General features: G+C 63.9%; 16 protein-coding genes. 3 read left to right on the top strand and 13 right to left on the bottom strand.

Annotation, left to right across the window (positions count from 1 at the left end; genetic code table 11):
• Positions 1 to 14 precede the first annotated feature (14 nt).
• The 11 genes from tmk to B9N93_RS08405 form a co-directional block, all read right to left on the bottom strand.
• The gene (tmk, locus tag B9N93_RS08455; protein ID WP_085212683.1) at positions 15 to 644 is read right to left on the bottom strand and encodes a dTMP kinase; all 630 of its coding nucleotides are present in this window, start codon (positions 642 to 644) and stop codon (positions 15 to 17) included.
• A gap of 26 nt (positions 645 to 670) precedes the next feature.
• On the bottom strand, positions 671 to 1,717 hold the full coding sequence (gene mltG, locus B9N93_RS08450) for an endolytic transglycosylase MltG (protein ID WP_085212680.1): 1,047 nt from the start codon (positions 1,715 to 1,717) through the stop codon (positions 671 to 673).
• A complete protein-coding gene (gene pabC / locus B9N93_RS08445; protein WP_085212677.1) occupies positions 1,660 to 2,505 on the bottom strand; it encodes an aminodeoxychorismate lyase in 846 nt (281 codons plus the stop codon). Before pabC ends, mltG begins: the two co-directional genes overlap by 58 nt.
• A gap of 85 nt (positions 2,506 to 2,590) precedes the next feature.
• Entirely contained in the window at positions 2,591 to 3,832 is a 1,242-nt protein-coding gene (gene fabF, locus B9N93_RS08440) for a beta-ketoacyl-ACP synthase II (protein WP_085216214.1), read from the bottom strand.
• Between the two features lie 86 nt (positions 3,833 to 3,918).
• Entirely contained in the window at positions 3,919 to 4,149 is a 231-nt protein-coding gene (acpP, locus tag B9N93_RS08435; protein WP_085212675.1) for an acyl carrier protein, read from the bottom strand.
• A gap of 177 nt (positions 4,150 to 4,326) precedes the next feature.
• A complete protein-coding gene (gene fabG / locus B9N93_RS08430) occupies positions 4,327 to 5,064 on the bottom strand; it encodes a 3-oxoacyl-ACP reductase FabG (protein ID WP_085212673.1) in 738 nt (245 codons plus the stop codon).
• The gene (gene fabD / locus B9N93_RS08425; RefSeq protein ID WP_085212671.1) at positions 5,061 to 6,017 is read right to left on the bottom strand and encodes an ACP S-malonyltransferase; all 957 of its coding nucleotides are present in this window, start codon (positions 6,015 to 6,017) and stop codon (positions 5,061 to 5,063) included. Before fabD ends, fabG begins: the two co-directional genes overlap by 4 nt.
• Before the next feature lie 9 nt (positions 6,018 to 6,026).
• Positions 6,027 to 6,992, bottom strand: coding sequence for a beta-ketoacyl-ACP synthase III (locus B9N93_RS08420; protein WP_085212669.1), 966 nt, complete (start codon positions 6,990 to 6,992; stop codon positions 6,027 to 6,029).
• On the bottom strand, positions 6,989 to 8,020 hold the full coding sequence (gene plsX, locus B9N93_RS08415) for a phosphate acyltransferase PlsX (RefSeq protein WP_085212668.1): 1,032 nt from the start codon (positions 8,018 to 8,020) through the stop codon (positions 6,989 to 6,991). The genes B9N93_RS08420 and plsX overlap by 4 nt, the downstream gene beginning before the upstream one ends.
• A gap of 109 nt (positions 8,021 to 8,129) precedes the next feature.
• Positions 8,130 to 8,324: a 50S ribosomal protein L32 gene (gene rpmF / locus B9N93_RS08410; protein ID WP_085212666.1), complete on the bottom strand. Its 195-nt coding sequence runs from the start codon at positions 8,322 to 8,324 to the stop codon at positions 8,130 to 8,132.
• A gap of 9 nt (positions 8,325 to 8,333) precedes the next feature.
• Positions 8,334 to 8,837, bottom strand: coding sequence for a YceD family protein (locus tag B9N93_RS08405; protein ID WP_085212664.1), 504 nt, complete (start codon positions 8,835 to 8,837; stop codon positions 8,334 to 8,336).
• Positions 8,838 to 8,962: 125 nt separating this feature from the next.
• Between B9N93_RS08405 and B9N93_RS08400 the strand changes: the two genes are divergently transcribed.
• Positions 8,963 to 9,541: a Maf family protein gene (locus B9N93_RS08400; protein ID WP_085212661.1), complete on the top strand. Its 579-nt coding sequence runs from the start codon at positions 8,963 to 8,965 to the stop codon at positions 9,539 to 9,541.
• Positions 9,542 to 9,560: 19 nt separating this feature from the next.
• Here B9N93_RS08400 and B9N93_RS08395 read toward each other — a convergent pair whose 3' ends face one another.
• Together B9N93_RS08395 and purT are read right to left on the bottom strand one after the other, a co-directional pair.
• Complete coding sequence (locus tag B9N93_RS08395; RefSeq protein ID WP_085212659.1) at positions 9,561 to 10,253, bottom strand: lytic transglycosylase domain-containing protein; 693 nt, start codon at positions 10,251 to 10,253, stop codon at positions 9,561 to 9,563.
• Between the two features lie 187 nt (positions 10,254 to 10,440).
• Positions 10,441 to 11,637, bottom strand: coding sequence for a formate-dependent phosphoribosylglycinamide formyltransferase (gene purT / locus B9N93_RS08390; RefSeq protein WP_085212657.1), 1,197 nt, complete (start codon positions 11,635 to 11,637; stop codon positions 10,441 to 10,443).
• A 72-nt stretch (positions 11,638 to 11,709) separates the two neighbouring features.
• Between purT and recG the strand changes: the two genes are divergently transcribed.
• Both recG and B9N93_RS08380 read left to right on the top strand, forming a co-directional pair.
• On the top strand, positions 11,710 to 13,788 hold the full coding sequence (gene recG, locus B9N93_RS08385; protein ID WP_085212655.1) for an ATP-dependent DNA helicase RecG: 2,079 nt from the start codon (positions 11,710 to 11,712) through the stop codon (positions 13,786 to 13,788).
• Between the two features lie 102 nt (positions 13,789 to 13,890).
• Entirely contained in the window at positions 13,891 to 14,319 is a 429-nt protein-coding gene (locus B9N93_RS08380; protein ID WP_217807347.1) for a Uma2 family endonuclease, read from the top strand.
• The last annotated feature ends 11 nt before the right edge of the window (positions 14,320 to 14,330 follow it).

Genomic DNA, 14,330 nt, shown 5'->3' with positions numbered 1-14,330 from the left:
CCAGGCCGCGCCGCCTATCGCGCCAAGGCCCGGTCCAGCGCCGCGAGGGCTGCGGTTACGACTTGTTCCAGCGTTCGGGAAGCATCGATCACGACGAAACGTTCCGGGTCGCGCCGGGCCTGTTCCAGATAGCCCCGCCGCGCCCGGCACTGGAAATCCAGGTTCTCCTGCTCCATCCGGTCCAGGCCGTCGCCGCGCCGACCCAGGCGTTCCAGCCCCAACACCGGATCGATATCGAGAATGATCGTGAGGTCGGGCTTGAAGCCATCGATGGCGATGGCGTTGATTTGCTCGATCAAGGCCAGCGGCAAACCCCGCGCATAATGCTGGAAGCTGACCGTGGCCGAATCGAAGCGGTCCGACACCACGACCCGGCCCGCCGCCAGGGCCGGCAGGATTTTCTCGCGCAGATGCTGCGCCCTGGCGGCGGCGAACAGCAGCAATTCCGCCACATCGCACATTTCCGGGGTATCGGGGCTGAGGAGGACTTGGCGGATTTTCTCGCCGATGGGAGTTCCGCCCGGTTCGCGGGTCATGATGGGGTCGCGGCCCCGCGCCACGAGATGGGTTTCCATCGCTTTCAACACGGTGGTTTTGCCCGCGCCGTTACCTCCATCGCAGACGATCATGCGGCCTGGGTGCATAGATGCTTTCCTGTTCAACCGGGGAATCAACGTTTCTGGAACCGCTCCACCGCCCGCCGATGTGCCTCCAAGGTCGCGGAGAACACATGGGAACCATCGCCCCGCGCCACGAAATACAGGCTATCGCCCACATCGGGATGCAAAGCGGCGTGGATGGCGGGCAATCCGGGCAGGGCGATGGGGGTCGGTGGCAGGCCGGAGCGGGTATAGGTGTTGTAAGGGGTGTCGCGCAACAGGTCGCCCTTGCGGATATCGCCATCATAGGCCGCGCCCATGCCATAGATCACCGTGGGATCGGTTTGCAGCCGCATCTTTTTCTGCAACCGCCGCAAGAACACGCCCGCCACCGCCGTGCGTTCCTCGGGACGGGCGGTTTCCTTCTCGACGATGGAGGCCAGGATCAGCGCCTCGTAGGACGAGGCGAACGGCAATCCCGCCGGGCGTCCTTGCCATTCCCGGTCGAGGATATCGTCCATCTTGGCATGGGCGCGGCGGAGGATTTCAAGGTCGCTGGTGCCCTTGGTGACGAAATAGGTGTCGGGGAAGAAGCGGCCCTCCGGCGCTTGGCCGGGAAACCCGAGCGCGGCCATGACGGCCTCGGGCGGTTGGCCGGCCAGCCGATGGTTCAGGACCGGGTTCAAGGCCAACGCGGCCAGCATCTCCGAGAATTTCCAGCCCTCCACCACGGTGACGGGATGTTGCAGGACTTTACCCGCCACGATCCTATCGAGGAGGGTTCTGGGCGTGGCGTCCACCGGGATTTCATATTCGCCGTATTTCAGGCGCTGGTGGGCACCGCCACTATAGGCCAGCCACTCGAACCACAGGGGTTTCCTGAGGATGCCGCGCCGTTTCAAACCCTGGGCGATGGCCTGCAAGCCCTCGCCCTGGCCGATCTCGAACACGACGGGGGATTTCAGGCCCAGGGGACTGTCGACGAAGCGCCGGTAATCCATCCACAGCCAACCGGCCAGCAGGCTGGACAACAGGACCAGACCGCCCAGCAGGCGGTAGCCTAATGGGAAATGGGGCCGCTGGGGTCCAGTGCCGCCTGGATTTTCGTCGTCAACCATCGCCATATCGCCCCGCTGATCGGGCCCACCGGATAGGCTCGCGCTTCCAGGCGGCTGACCGGCCACAGCCCGATCACGCTGTTGGTCAAGAAAAGTTCGTCCGCCGCCCGGACCTCGTCCAGGGACAAGCGCCGTTCCTCGACGGCCAGTCCCAGTTCCGCCGCGCCCACCAGCACCCAGCCGCGCATGATCCCGGCCACGCCGCACCCATCCAACTTGGGGGTATGGAGCCTCCCACCTTGGGCCAGGAACAGGTTGGTCATGGTGCCTTCGACGACATGGCCCCCGGTGTCCAGCATCAAGCCTTCGCGGATATCGGCTTGGGACCATTCGGCGCGGGCCAGGATTTGTTCCAGCCGGTTCATGTGTTTGAGTCCGGCCAGGGCGGGATTGATGCCGAGCCGGGTCCGGCACACGCGGATCGCGACGCCTTGGTCATGGAGCGTGGCGGGATAATCCGGCAAGGGATGGAGGCCCAGCACCCGCGTACCGGTGGGCGCGTCGGGGCGGCGATAGCCGCGGCCACCACCGCCGCCGGTCCACTGGATTTTCAGCACGCCCTCGGGCTTGAGTCCGCAGAGTTGGCGGACTTCGGCCTCCAGGACCGCCCGGTCGGGCACCGGCAGGAACAGCCGGGCGGCGTCGCGTTCCAACCGCGCTAGATGCGCTTCCAGGAACAGGGGAACGCCGCGCAGCACCTTGAGCGTGGTGAAAACGCCGTCGCCATACTGGAAACCCCGGTCGGCCACGTCCACCTGGGACGCCGGCTCGCCATTCACCAAAACCATCGCGCTCACCGGGACCACCTTCGATGCATGCAGGCGGGAAGGAATCGACAGGGCTTCCCGGAAGAAGCCCCCGCTGCCGGGAACCTCAAGCGTAGCGCTTGAGGATCACCGTGCCGTTGGTGCCGCCGAAGCCGAAGGAATTGGACATGACATATTCCAGCTTCATCTCGCGGGCGGTGTGGGGGATGAAATCCAGATCGCACTCGGGATCGGGATGGTCGAGGTTGATGGTGGGCGGGGCCACCTGGTCGCGCAAAGCCAAGGCCGAGAACAGGGCTTCGATGCCGCCCGCCGCGCCCAGCATATGGCCGGTCATGGATTTGGTGGAACTCACCGCGACCTTGTAGGCATGGTCGCCGAACACGGTTTTCATCGCCCGGGTTTCGGCGATATCCCCGGCGGGGGTCGAAGTGCCGTGGGCGTTGATGTAATCGATGTCCTCGGGATTGAGGCCCGCGTCGCGCAGGGCGGCTTTCATGCAGCGGGCCGCGCCCTCGCCGTTTTCCGGCGGCTGGGTCATATGGTAGGCGTCGCCGCTCAGGCCGTAGCCCACCACTTCGGCGTAGATTCTCGCGCCGCGCCGCTGGGCGTGTTCGAGTTCCTCCAGCACCAGGACACCGGCACCGTCGCTCAGCACGAAGCCATCGCGGTCCTTGTCCCAGGGACGGCTGGCCCGCAAGGGATCGTCGTTGCGGCGGGTCAGGGCGCGGGCCGAGGCGAAACCGCCCAGCGAAGTCGGCGAGGTCGCCATTTCCGCGCCGCCCGCCACCATGGCGTCGGCATCGCCATAGGCGATCAGCCGCACGGCCTCGCCGATGTTATGGGTGCCGGTGGCGCAGGCGGTGACGATAGCGAAATTCGGGCCTTGCAAACCGTACTTGACCGACAGGTTGCCCGAAATCATGTTGATGATATTGCTAGGCACGAAGAAAGGGGAAATCTTGCGCGGCCCGCCTTTGAGAAAACAATCGTGGCCGTGTTCGATGCCGGTGATGCCACCGATCCCGGAACCGATGGCGACCCCGATGCGCTCGGCGTTCTCCGGCGTCACCACCAGCCCCGAATCCTCGAAAGCCTGACAACCCGCGGCGATGCCATAATGGATGAAAATATCCATCTTCTTGGCTTCCTTCTCGCTGATATAGCGGGCGATGTCGAAATTCCTCACGCTGCCGCCGATGCGGGACGAGAACTCCGATACGTCGAAATGTTCGATGTGCCCGATACCGCTCCGGCCATTCAGCACATTATCCCAGGCCTCGCCCACCGACAGACCGACGGGGGAAACCACGCCCAGCCCGGTGACGACCACGCGTCTCTTACTCAAGGTCTTTCCTTCCAAGCGGATTGCGTCAATACAAAAGAAAGCCCCGCGAAGTATCGACTTGCGGGGCGGTGATCCGGCCCTATCGATTAGACGTGAGCTTCGATGTAATCGATGGCCTGTTGCACGGTGGTGATCTTCTCGGCGTCTTCGTCCGGGATCTCGCACTCGAACTCTTCTTCCAAAGCCATGACCAGTTCGACCGTGTCCAGGGAATCGGCACCGAGATCATCGACGAAGGAGGCTTCGTTGGAGACTTCTTCCTTCACGCCCAATTGCTCGGCCACGATTTTCTTAACACGCTCAGCTACATCACTCATTTTTATATCCTCAAATGTTTCTCTGGTTTTAATCGAGTTGGCAAATTTTAATTTGAAACCCAATGATTACAAGATTTTTCTCCGCGGCGGGGAATTTCGATCCGCCTGGGATGCTGGAACCGCGCTGGTTGCGCGGTTTCCCTTCCCCGATGGCACCAGCGGCCACGCGGGGCCGCATTATGCCATATGCATTCCGCCGTTGACGTGCAGGGTTTCGCCGGTGATGTAACCAGCCCCGTCGGAACAGAGGAAGGCCACGGCACTGGCGATCTCGTGGGCCTCGCCGAGGCGGGCCAACGGGATGTTGCTCAATAGCGCCTTGCGGTGTTCTTCCGGCAAGGCGCGGGTCATGTCGGTGTCGATAAAGCCGGGGGCGACCGAGTTCACGGTGATATTGCGGGAACCGACCTCTTTGGCCAGCGATTTGCCGAAGCCGATGATGCCCGCCTTCGCCGCCGCGTAATTGGCCTGCCCGGCGTTGCCGGTAGCCCCGACCACGGAAGTGACGTTGACGATGCGCCCGGTCCTGGCCTTCATCATGCCCTTGAGGCAAGCCTTGCTCAGGCGGAAAATCGAGGTCAGGTTGGTGCGGATCACCTCGTCCCATTCCTCGTCCTTCATGCGGAGCATCAGGTTGTCGCGGGTGATGCCGGCGTTGTTGACCAGGATCGTGGGCACACCGAATTGGTCCGACACGGCCTTGATGAAAGGCTCGATAGCTTCGGCCTCGGCCACGTTCAGCACCTTGCCCGCGCCTTTCAGACCGGCTTCGGCCAGCGTCTGGGTGATGGCTTCGGCCCCGGCTTCGGTGGTGGCGGTGCCGATGACGGTGTGGCCGTCCTGCGCGAGACGCAGGGCGATGGCGCGGCCGATGCCCCGGCTCGCGCCGGTGACTATCGCGATCTGTGAACTCATGGGGCAAGCTCCAAGGCTTTGGCTAGGGAGGCAGGATCGAACAGGCTTTCGGTCTTGGCCTCGGGGACGATGCGCTTATTGAGACCGGCCAGCACCTTGCCGGGGCCACATTCGACGTAACGGTCCACGCCCTGTTGGGACATATAGCGGACGGAATCGGCCCAACGCACCGCGCCATGGAGTTGTTGCGCCAAGGCGGCGCGGATGGCGGCGGGCTCTGGATGGGTGGCGACATCGACATTGTGGACCACGGCGAAGGTCGGCGGCGCGATGGCGGTGGCGTCCAAGACCGGCGCGAAGCGCCCGGCAGCGGGCTTCATCAAAGGGCAATGCGAAGGCACGCTGACCGGCAGCACCACCGCCCGCTTGGCCCCGGCAGCCTTGGCGAGATCGACCGCCCGCATCACCGCCGCCTTGTCGCCCGCGATGACGATTTGCTTGGGATCGTTGAAATTGGCCGCCGTCACGATTTCGCTGTCGCTGCTGGCGCGGGCGCAAACCTCCACCACTTCGGCATCGCCCAACCCCAGGATCGCGGCCATGGCCCCGACATCGGCGGGCACGGCCTCCTGCATCAAACGGGCGCGTTCTTCGACCAAGCGTACCGCCGCCTGGAAATCCAAAGCCCCGGCGCAAACCAGCGCGGTGTATTCGCCCAGGCTATGTCCGGCCAGCCAGCCCGGCCTGACCTGGGTTTGCCTGCACCACACCCGCCACGCCGCCACGCCCGCCGCCAACATGGCCGGTTGGGTATGGATGGTTTGGTTCAAACGCTCGGCGGGACCGTGCTGGACCAAGTCCCACAGGTCGTAACCCAGCACCTCGGAAGCGAACCCGAAGGTCGCCTCGACTTCCGGGTGGACCGCAGCCAAACCAGCCAACATGCCCACCGCCTGGGAGCCCTGTCCCGGAAACACAAACGCCAAATGATGATCGGTCACTTTCACTTCCATACACCTACCTCAATACCGCAGCAAAGCCGAGCCCCAAGCGAAGCCCGCCCCGAAGGCTTCCATCAACACCGTCTGCCCGCGCCGGATGCGCCCATCGCGGATGGCCTCGTTCAAGGCCAGGGGAATCGACGCCGCCGAAGTATTGCCCTGGTTCTCGATGGTGACCACGACCCGCGCCATGGGCATCCTCAGTTTCTTGGCGGTGGCGGTGATGATGCGGATATTGGCCTGGTGCGGCACCAGCCAGTCGATATCGGATTTGTCCAGGCCGTTGGCTTCCAGGGTTTCATCGACGATGCGGCCCAGGGTGTTGACCGCGATCTTGAACACCTCGTTGCCTTCCATCTTGAGGAAGCGGCCCTCGTCGCGCAGGCCGTTGTTATTGGCCGGATTGGGCGCGTAGAGCAAGTTCTGGTATTGCCCGTCGGAGTGGATATGGGTGCTGAGGAGGCCGGGTTGGTCGGACACGCCGATCACCGCCGCCCCCGCGCCATCGCCGAACAGCACGCAAGTGGCGCGGTCGGACCAATCAACGATGCGGGAATAAACTTCGCTGCCCACCACCAAGGCCCGCCGGGCGCTGCCCGCCCGGATGAATTGGTCGGCGACGCTGAGCGCGAAAATAAAGCCGGAACAGGCCGCCTGCACATCGAAGGACGCGCATTCCCGCACCCCCAAACGCTGTTGCAATAAACAGGCGGTGCTGGGGAATATCCGGTCGGGCGTGCCGGTGGCGACGATGATGAGGTCGAGGTCGCCGGGTTCCAGCCCGGCGGCGTCCAGGGCTTGGCGGGCGGCGATTTCCGCCATGCTGGAGGCGGTCTCGTGCGGGGCGGCGATGCGGCGTTGGCGGATGCCGGTGCGCTCGACGATCCAGGCGTCCGAGGTCTCGACGGTCTGGGCGATCTGGTCGTTGGTGAGGATGGTTTCGGGGAGGTAGCCGCCGGTTCCGAGCAAGGTGGAATAACGGCTCACGCGCTCTTCCTCTCGGCGAAGATGTTCTCCACCCGTTCGCCGATACGCGAAACCACCGCCTTCTCGACTTCCTTGACGCCGATCTGGATGGCGTTGCCGAAGGAATGGCGGTCGGCGTTGCCATGGCTCTTGATGACGATGCCGCGCAGGCCGATCAGGCTAGCGCCGTTATAGTTGCGGGGATCGAAACGGTTCTTGAAGGCTTTCAGCACCGGCAAGGCGATCAAGCCGGCCAGTTTGGTGAAGAGGTTGCGCCCGAATTCGTCCTTGAGCGATTGGCTGAGCATCTTGGCCATGCCTTCGAGGGTTTTGAGCGCCACATTGCCGACGAAACCATCGGTCACGACGATATCCACCTCGCCGCTGAAGATATCGTTACCTTCCACGAAGCCGGTGAAATTGAGATGGGAGTCGGCCAACAAGCGCGCGGCCTGCTTGACCTGTTCGTTGCCCTTGATTTCTTCTTCGCCGATATTGAGCAGGCCCACCCTGGGCTGGTCCTTGTCCTCGACGGCACGGACCAATTCATAGGCCATGACGGCGAACTGGAAAAGATGCTCCGCCGTGCAATCGATATTGGCCCCGAGGTCCAGCATATGGACGTGTCCCCCCTGCTTATTGGGCAGGATGGCGATGATGGCGGGACGGTCGATGCCGGGAATGGTCTTCAGCACGAACTTGCCGATGGCCATCAAGGCTCCGGTATTGCCCGCGCTGACACAGGCCGAGGCCACGCCTTCCTTGACCAGGTTAATGGCGACGCGCATGGAAGAATCCTTCTTGTTGCGCAAAGCCTTAGAGGGGAGTTCGTGCATCTCCACCACTTCCGAGGCGTGGCGGATCACGAGGCGGTCGCCGTAGCGGGTGGCGGCTTCGCCCAGATGCTGGCGGAGGATGGCCTCGTCGCCGACCAGGATCAGATGCAAGCGGGGGTCGGCCTCGACGCTGTCCAAAGCGGCCGGCACGGTGACTGTGGGGCCGTGGTCGCCGCCCATGGCATCCAGCGCGATTGTCAGCTTTTGCGTCATAGCGTAGGAGTTTCTTCAATCAAACAGCGCGGCACGGGACCGGCATCGCGCGGGATACTCAAGGCTCGGCGGCCCCTGCCGCCTGGGGCGCGGGCGGGAAGCCCGGCGCTTATTCGTCGCCGGTTCCTTCGGGCTTGGTGGCGAACACCCGGCGGCCCCGGTAGAAACCATCGGGGCTGATGTGGTGGCGCAGATGGACTTCACCGGTGGTGGGTTCGAGGGACAGGGCGGCGGCGGTCAGCGCGTCGTGGGAACGGCGCATACCGCGCTTGGAACGGGTTTTACGGTTTTGTTGGACGGCCATTTCGGACTCCTAAAGGTTGGTTTTTTTAAGCTGCGCCAAGGCGGCAAAGGGGTTTTCGCGGGCTTCCGCAGCGGCCTTGCCGGGTTTTTTCGGCGGGCCGCAGTATTCGTGCTGGGGGATCGGCGGTATCGCCAGCAATAATTCATCCTGGACAATATCCGCCAAGGCCATCGGCTCTTCGGATTCCACCAGTAAGGGCTCGAACGCTTCCGGCAGGAGGTCGGCCTCGTCGATGGAGCGGACCAGCCCCAAGCGCACTTCGCTCGCCACCGGCCAGGGCAGGGCTTCCAGGCAACACTGGCACCGCAGCACCAGTTCGGCCTCGATCCGCCCCACGACCGCCGCGATCCTTGCCTCGCGCCGGAATTCGAGGTCGATGTTCGCCACGCCTTCGAAATTCAGGAGGAGATCGTGCAGCCGGTCCAAAGCCGAGAGCGCAAGCTTCCCCTTGATTCGCCGCTTTTTTTCGACGAATTCATAGGGGTCGAGCTTATCGGGCAAGTGGTCGAGCATAATCGGTCAATGTTATCGGGAAAGCTTGATCCCTGTCAAAAACATCTTCCTTGGAAACCGCTCTTCCCGTGACTGCGCCAAGCCGGTAAAAACGGGGTTTTCAGCACATACACCGGACTTCCGCCATGACCCGACTCATCCTGGCCTCGACCTCGCCCTACCGGCGGGAATTGCTGGCGAAACTCGGCCTGCCCTTCGACTGTATCGCACCCGGCGTCGATGAAACGCCACTGCCCGGCGAAGCCCCGGCGGCGCTGGCCGCACGCCTCGCCGCCGAGAAGGCGCTGGCCGTGGCCCGCGTATCGCTGGACGGCTGGGTCATCGGCGCGGACCAGGTGGCGGTGCTGGACGGCGAAAAACTCGGGAAACCCATGACCCGCGACCACACCCTCGCGCAATTGCGCAAGGCATCGGGAAAAACCATGGAATTCCACACGGCGCTGTGCGTGGTGGATGCGGCGACGGGGGAAGCCAAGGCCGATATCGACCGCTGCGCCGTGGTGTTCCGGGAACTTTCGCCCGGACAGATCGAGCGCTATGTGGATCGGGACCGGCCCTACGATTGCGCCGGGGGCTTCAAATCGGAAGGCTTGGGCATCGCCCTGTTCGAGCGGATCGAGGGGGAAGACCCAAACGCCTTGGTGGGATTGCCACTGATCCGCTTGACCCGGCTATTGGAAGCTTGCGGCGTGGCGGTGTTGTGAAACGGTCCGGGCGCATCCGTCAATCGAAGCGGTTGTAATAACCCAGCACGCGGCTGACGTAGTTCTGGGTCTCCTGGAACGGGGGAATCCGGTGGCCGTACTTAATGACATTGTTTTCCCCGGCGTTGTAGGCCGCGACCGCCAGCGGCACATCCGAGAACATGCCTAGCAAATCGCTGAGGTAACGCGCCCCGCCATAGACGTTATCCACGGGATCGTAAGGGTCTTGCACGCCGTAGCGGGCGGCGGTGGCGGGCATGAGTTGCATCATGCCGATAGCGCCTTTGTTCGAGACCGCGCCGGGGTTGTAGGAGGATTCGGCGCGGATGACGGCGTGCAGCAAAGCCGGATCGAGCCCATGGCGGTTGGCGGCTTCGGCGATGAGTCCGGCGTATTGGCTGCGATTGCGTTCGAGAGCGGCGTGGCGGGCGGCGCTTTTAGCATTGTTATTGGCGGGCGCGGACCCGAACAGGCCGCCACCGAACAGGCTCTTGTTTCCCAGCGTACTTTTGCCGCCGAAAGTCACCTTGGCGGGTCGGGTGAAAGGCTCGGGGGTTTCGATAATCCTGTGGAAGCCTTTATGGTTCGGCTTATCGGTGTATTCCACATGACCGTTGACCGGATTGATGTATTTATAGACATCGGCTTGGACGCCATGGGACATGAAACAGGTCAGCAAAGCCAACGGCAAGCCACGGAACACTCTCGACATCGGTTTCCCCCTTTTTTTGGTGACCGAATCCAATACACAACCGGAAAAGTCTGACACGGATCGTTTTTTTTGCAAAGACGATGGGTTTACGCCGCATCGGGCGGAGCGGGCTTAACTTGCCGCAACCGGGCTTAGGTCCAGCTTAAACCAAGGCCGGACGGCCCGGTGCCAACCCGGTCCCAGAATCTCAGGGCAACACAGGCCGCACCCGCCCCGCCGCTGTCCGCGCCCGCTCCCGCGCCTCCTCGACCGTGGCCCCCGCCGCCAAAGCCACCCCCATGCGGCGGCGCGGGAAAGCCTCCGGCTTGCCGAACAAACGGACTTCGGCGGTCGGCACCGCCAAGGCTTGCTCCATCCCCTCGAAGGCGACGCCCTCCCCCGCCACGCCGCCATAGATCACCGCGCTGGCCCCGGTGTCGCGCAATGCGGTCGAGACCGGCAAGCCCAGGATGGCGCGGGCGTGTAGCTCGAATTCGCTCTGGGCCTGGGTCACCATCGTGACCATGCCGGTATCGTGCGGCCTGGGGCTGACCTCGCTGAACCACACCTGATCGCCGCGCACGAACAATTCCACCCCGAACAGGCCCAGCCCGCCCAGGTTGTCCGTCACCGCCTGGGCGATGCGGCGGGCTTCGGCCTGGGCGGCGGGACTCATAGGCTGGGGTTGCCAACTCTCGACATAATCGCCTTGTTCCTGGCGGTGGCCGATGGGTTCGCAGAACCGGGTTGCCACTTCGCCGCGCCCATCCAAGGCCCGCACCGTCAACAGGGTGATTTCGTAATCGAAGTCGATCCGGCCCTCGACGATGATCCGGGCGTTCTTCACCCGCCCGCCTTCCTGCGAATACCGCCAAGCCGCCTCGACCTCGGCCTCGGAACGCAGCATCGACTGGCCCTTGCCGGACGAGGACATGATCGGCTTGACGAAGCAGGGATAGCCGACCTTCGCCGCGCCCGCCCGCAAGCCTTCCAGGCTGTCGGCGAACACATAGGGCGAAGTGGGCAGGCCCAAAGTTTCCGCCGCCAGGGTGCGGATGCCCTCGCGGTTCATGGTCAGGGCCACGGCGCGGGCGGTGGGAACGACACGGGCCAAGCCTTCGGACTCGATGGCGGCCAGGGTTGGGGTGGCGATGGCTTCGATTTCGGGCACGATGATGTGGGGCCGCTCCTGCTCGACCAATCGGCGCAGGACCACGGGGTCGGTCATATCGATGACATGGGCGCGGTGGGCGACCTGCTGGCCGGGCGCGTGGGGATAGCGGTCCACCGCGACCACCTCGACCCCGTAGCGCTGCAAGGCGATGACCACTTCCTTGCCCAATTCGCCGCTGCCCAGGAACATCACCCGCGTCGCGCCGGGCGTGAGCGCCGTACCGATTCTCATGCTTGATCCCCGTGATATGGATAATATGCGGCAGTTTAATACGGTTTCACCCGGCACGGCCCGGTTTTCGGCATGAACCAGCACACCTCCCCCGACCTCATCCCCATCGCCGCGCTCAAGGGCGCGGGTCCACAAACCCTCAAGCGGCTGGAACGGCTGGGCCTTGCCAGCGTGCTGGATTTATTGCTGCACCTGCCGTTCCGTTACGAGGACCGCACCCGCGTCGAACCCCTGGGCGCGTTGCAACCGGGCCTGAGCTACCAAGTCGAAGGCCGGATCGAGTTGGCCGAAGTCAGCGCCAAGGGCAAGCGTTCCCTGGTGGTCCGCATCGCCGACGGCACCGGCTTCCTGAACCTCAGGTTCTTCCATTTTTCGCCGGGACAGCACGCCTTGTTCAGCCGTGGGCGGGCGCTGCGCTGTTACGGCGAAGTCCGGGCCGGTTACTACGGCGTGGAAATGACCCATCCCGATTATGAAATCCTGGGAGAAGATGAAATCGGCCAACCCGACGCCAGCCTGACCCCGGTCTATCCCTCCACCGACGGCCTGCACCAAAAAACCCTGCGCAAGCTGATCGAACAAGCCCTGCTCCACGCCGTCCCGGAACAACTCCCCGATTGGCTGCCCGCCGTCACCGCCCGCCGCCGCCCCAAGCTGGCCGAGGCGCTCCGGCTGATCCACCAGCCACCGACCGGCTGCGATCCATCGTCGCCCCAACTCACAGCGGCCCGCGCCAGGCTGGCCTTCGACGAACTCTTGGCCCACCATCTCAGCCTGAGCCGCTTCCGCGCCCAGACCCAAGCCCACGCCGCGCCCGCGCTCCGTGCCGATCCCGCCACTTCGGCCCGCTTCCTGGCCAGCTTGCCGTTCCACCTGACCGGGGCGCAACGCCGGGTCATCGGCGAAATCGAGGCCGACCTGGCCCGGCCACGCCCGATGATGCGCTTGGTACAAGGCGATGTCGGTTCCGGCAAGACCGTGGTGGCGGCTTGCGCGGCCTTGGCGGCGCTGGCTTCGGGTTATCAAGTCGCGGTGATGGCCCCGACCGAACTCCTGGCCGACCAACACCAGCGCAGCTTCCGGCAATGGCTGGAGCCCCTGGAAGTACGGCTGGCCTATCTCGCCGGCAAGCTCAAAAGCGGAGAGCGCCGCACCGCCCTGGAGGCCGTGGCCCTGGGCACGGCGGGCGTGGTGATCGGCACCCATGCCTTGTTCCAAGAACAAGTGGCGTTCCAGCGGTTAGGGTTGGTGGTGATCGACGAACAACACCGTTTCGGCGTGCATCAGCGTTTGGCCCTGCGCGAGAAGGGCTCCCGCGACGGTGGCTATCCGCATCAACTCATCATGACCGCCACGCCCATCCCCCGCACCCTGGCGATGCTGGGCTATGCCGATCTCGACCTGTCCATCATCGACGAACGCCCCCCAGGGCGAACCCCGGTCAAGACCGCCGCCGTGCCGACCACGCGCCGGGCCGATATCGTGGGCCGCATCGGCGATTGGGTGGCGAAGGGGCGGCAGGTGTATTGGGTCTGCACCTTGATCGAGGAATCCGAAGTGCTGCAATGCGAGGCGGCGGAAAAAACAGCGGAACTCCTGGCCGCCGCCCTGCCCGATCTGCGGGTCGGGCTGGTGCATGGCCGCCAGAAACCCGCCGACAAGGAAGCCGCCATGCAAACCTTCAAAGACGGACAGACCGACCTGCTGGTCGCCACCACGGTGATCGAAGTCGGCGTGGATGTGCCCAATGCCAGCCTGATGATTATCGAAAACCCGGAGCGTTTGGGCCTGGCGCAATTACACCAATTGCGGGGCCGGGTCGGACGTGGGCCGGGCGAGGCGCATTGCGTGCTGCTATACCAGCCGCCGCTGTCGCCCAGCGCCAAGGAACGGCTGGGCATCCTCCGGGACTCCGACGACGGTTTCGTCATCGCCGAGAAAGATTTGGCACTGCGCGGCCCCGGCGAATTGCTGGGCACCCGCCAAACCGGGCAGGTGCAATTCAAGGTGGCGGATTTAGGGCGGGACGGGAGTGTGTTGGACGAGGTCCACGCCGTGGCGGATACGCTGTTGCAACGGCATCCCGAGTGGGTGGAACCCTTAATCCGCAGGTGGATGGGGCAGGAGGTGGCGCGGTATGTGGAGGCTTGAGCGGCGTGAATGCGTAAAATCGAAATCTTCCATCCGTCACCCCCGGTAACGCGCCATGAATCCACACCTACTCACCGCCGACGAACTCGGCGCCGCCTGTAAATCGTCAACGGCATCCCGTTATGGGAAGCCCAGCCGGTCTACAAGCACCAAAAGGCCATCGACCGCATCCGCGCCAGTATCGCGCCGGTCGGGCCGGAGGCTTGCTGTATCCACGCCTCGGATGTCTATGTGAGTTTCCCGGATGGTTCGCTCAAGCGGCCCGATATCGCCCTCTTCTGCCGGGAGCCGGACGAAGAGGACGAAGCCATCACCCTGATTCCCGAAGCGGTGATCGAGGTCATCAGCAAGGGCTACGAATACCAGGATTTGGAAATAGGGCCGGGTTTCTATCTGGCCCAGGGCGTGAAGGATGTGGTGGTATTCAATCCCTATACCCTGGCGGTTTTGCATGTGCGGCGGGATGGGACGGAACAGGGGGTTTCACCCGTGGATATCATGTTGGAATGTGGGTGCCGGGTGCGGGTGTGATTCCGTGCGTA

Source organism: Methylomagnum ishizawai (assembly GCF_900155475.1).
GTDB classification, from domain to species: Bacteria; Pseudomonadota; Gammaproteobacteria; order Methylococcales; family Methylococcaceae; genus Methylomagnum; species Methylomagnum ishizawai_A.
Note: the sequence above shows the minus strand (reverse complement) of the source record. Positions and strands in the feature narration are given on the sequence as shown.

Bases quoted from the DNA above. Each gene is read 5' to 3' on its own strand.
- tmk (WP_085212683.1), bottom strand. From the start codon at position 644: ATGCACCCAGGCCGCATGATCGTCTGCGATGGAGGTAACGGCGCGGGC.
- mltG (WP_085212680.1), bottom strand. From the start codon at position 1,717: ATGGTTGACGACGAAAATCCAGGCGGCACTGGACCCCAGCGGCCCCAT.
- pabC (WP_085212677.1), bottom strand. From the start codon at position 2,505: ATGGTTTTGGTGAATGGCGAGCCGGCGTCCCAGGTGGACGTGGCCGAC.
- acpP (WP_085212675.1), bottom strand. From the start codon at position 4,149: ATGAGTGATGTAGCTGAGCGTGTTAAGAAAATCGTGGCCGAGCAATTG.
- fabG (WP_085212673.1), bottom strand. From the start codon at position 5,064: ATGAGTTCACAGATCGCGATAGTCACCGGCGCGAGCCGGGGCATCGGC.
- fabD (WP_085212671.1), bottom strand. From the start codon at position 6,017: ATGGAAGTGAAAGTGACCGATCATCATTTGGCGTTTGTGTTTCCGGGA.
- plsX (WP_085212668.1), bottom strand. From the start codon at position 8,020: ATGACGCAAAAGCTGACAATCGCGCTGGATGCCATGGGCGGCGACCAC.
- rpmF (WP_085212666.1), bottom strand. From the start codon at position 8,324: ATGGCCGTCCAACAAAACCGTAAAACCCGTTCCAAGCGCGGTATGCGC.
- B9N93_RS08405 (WP_085212664.1), bottom strand. From the start codon at position 8,837: ATGCTCGACCACTTGCCCGATAAGCTCGACCCCTATGAATTCGTCGAA.
- B9N93_RS08400 (WP_085212661.1), top strand. From the start codon at position 8,963: ATGACCCGACTCATCCTGGCCTCGACCTCGCCCTACCGGCGGGAATTG.
- B9N93_RS08395 (WP_085212659.1), bottom strand. From the start codon at position 10,253: ATGTCGAGAGTGTTCCGTGGCTTGCCGTTGGCTTTGCTGACCTGTTTC.
- purT (WP_085212657.1), bottom strand. From the start codon at position 11,637: ATGAGAATCGGTACGGCGCTCACGCCCGGCGCGACGCGGGTGATGTTC.
- recG (WP_085212655.1), top strand. From the start codon at position 11,710: ATGAACCAGCACACCTCCCCCGACCTCATCCCCATCGCCGCGCTCAAG.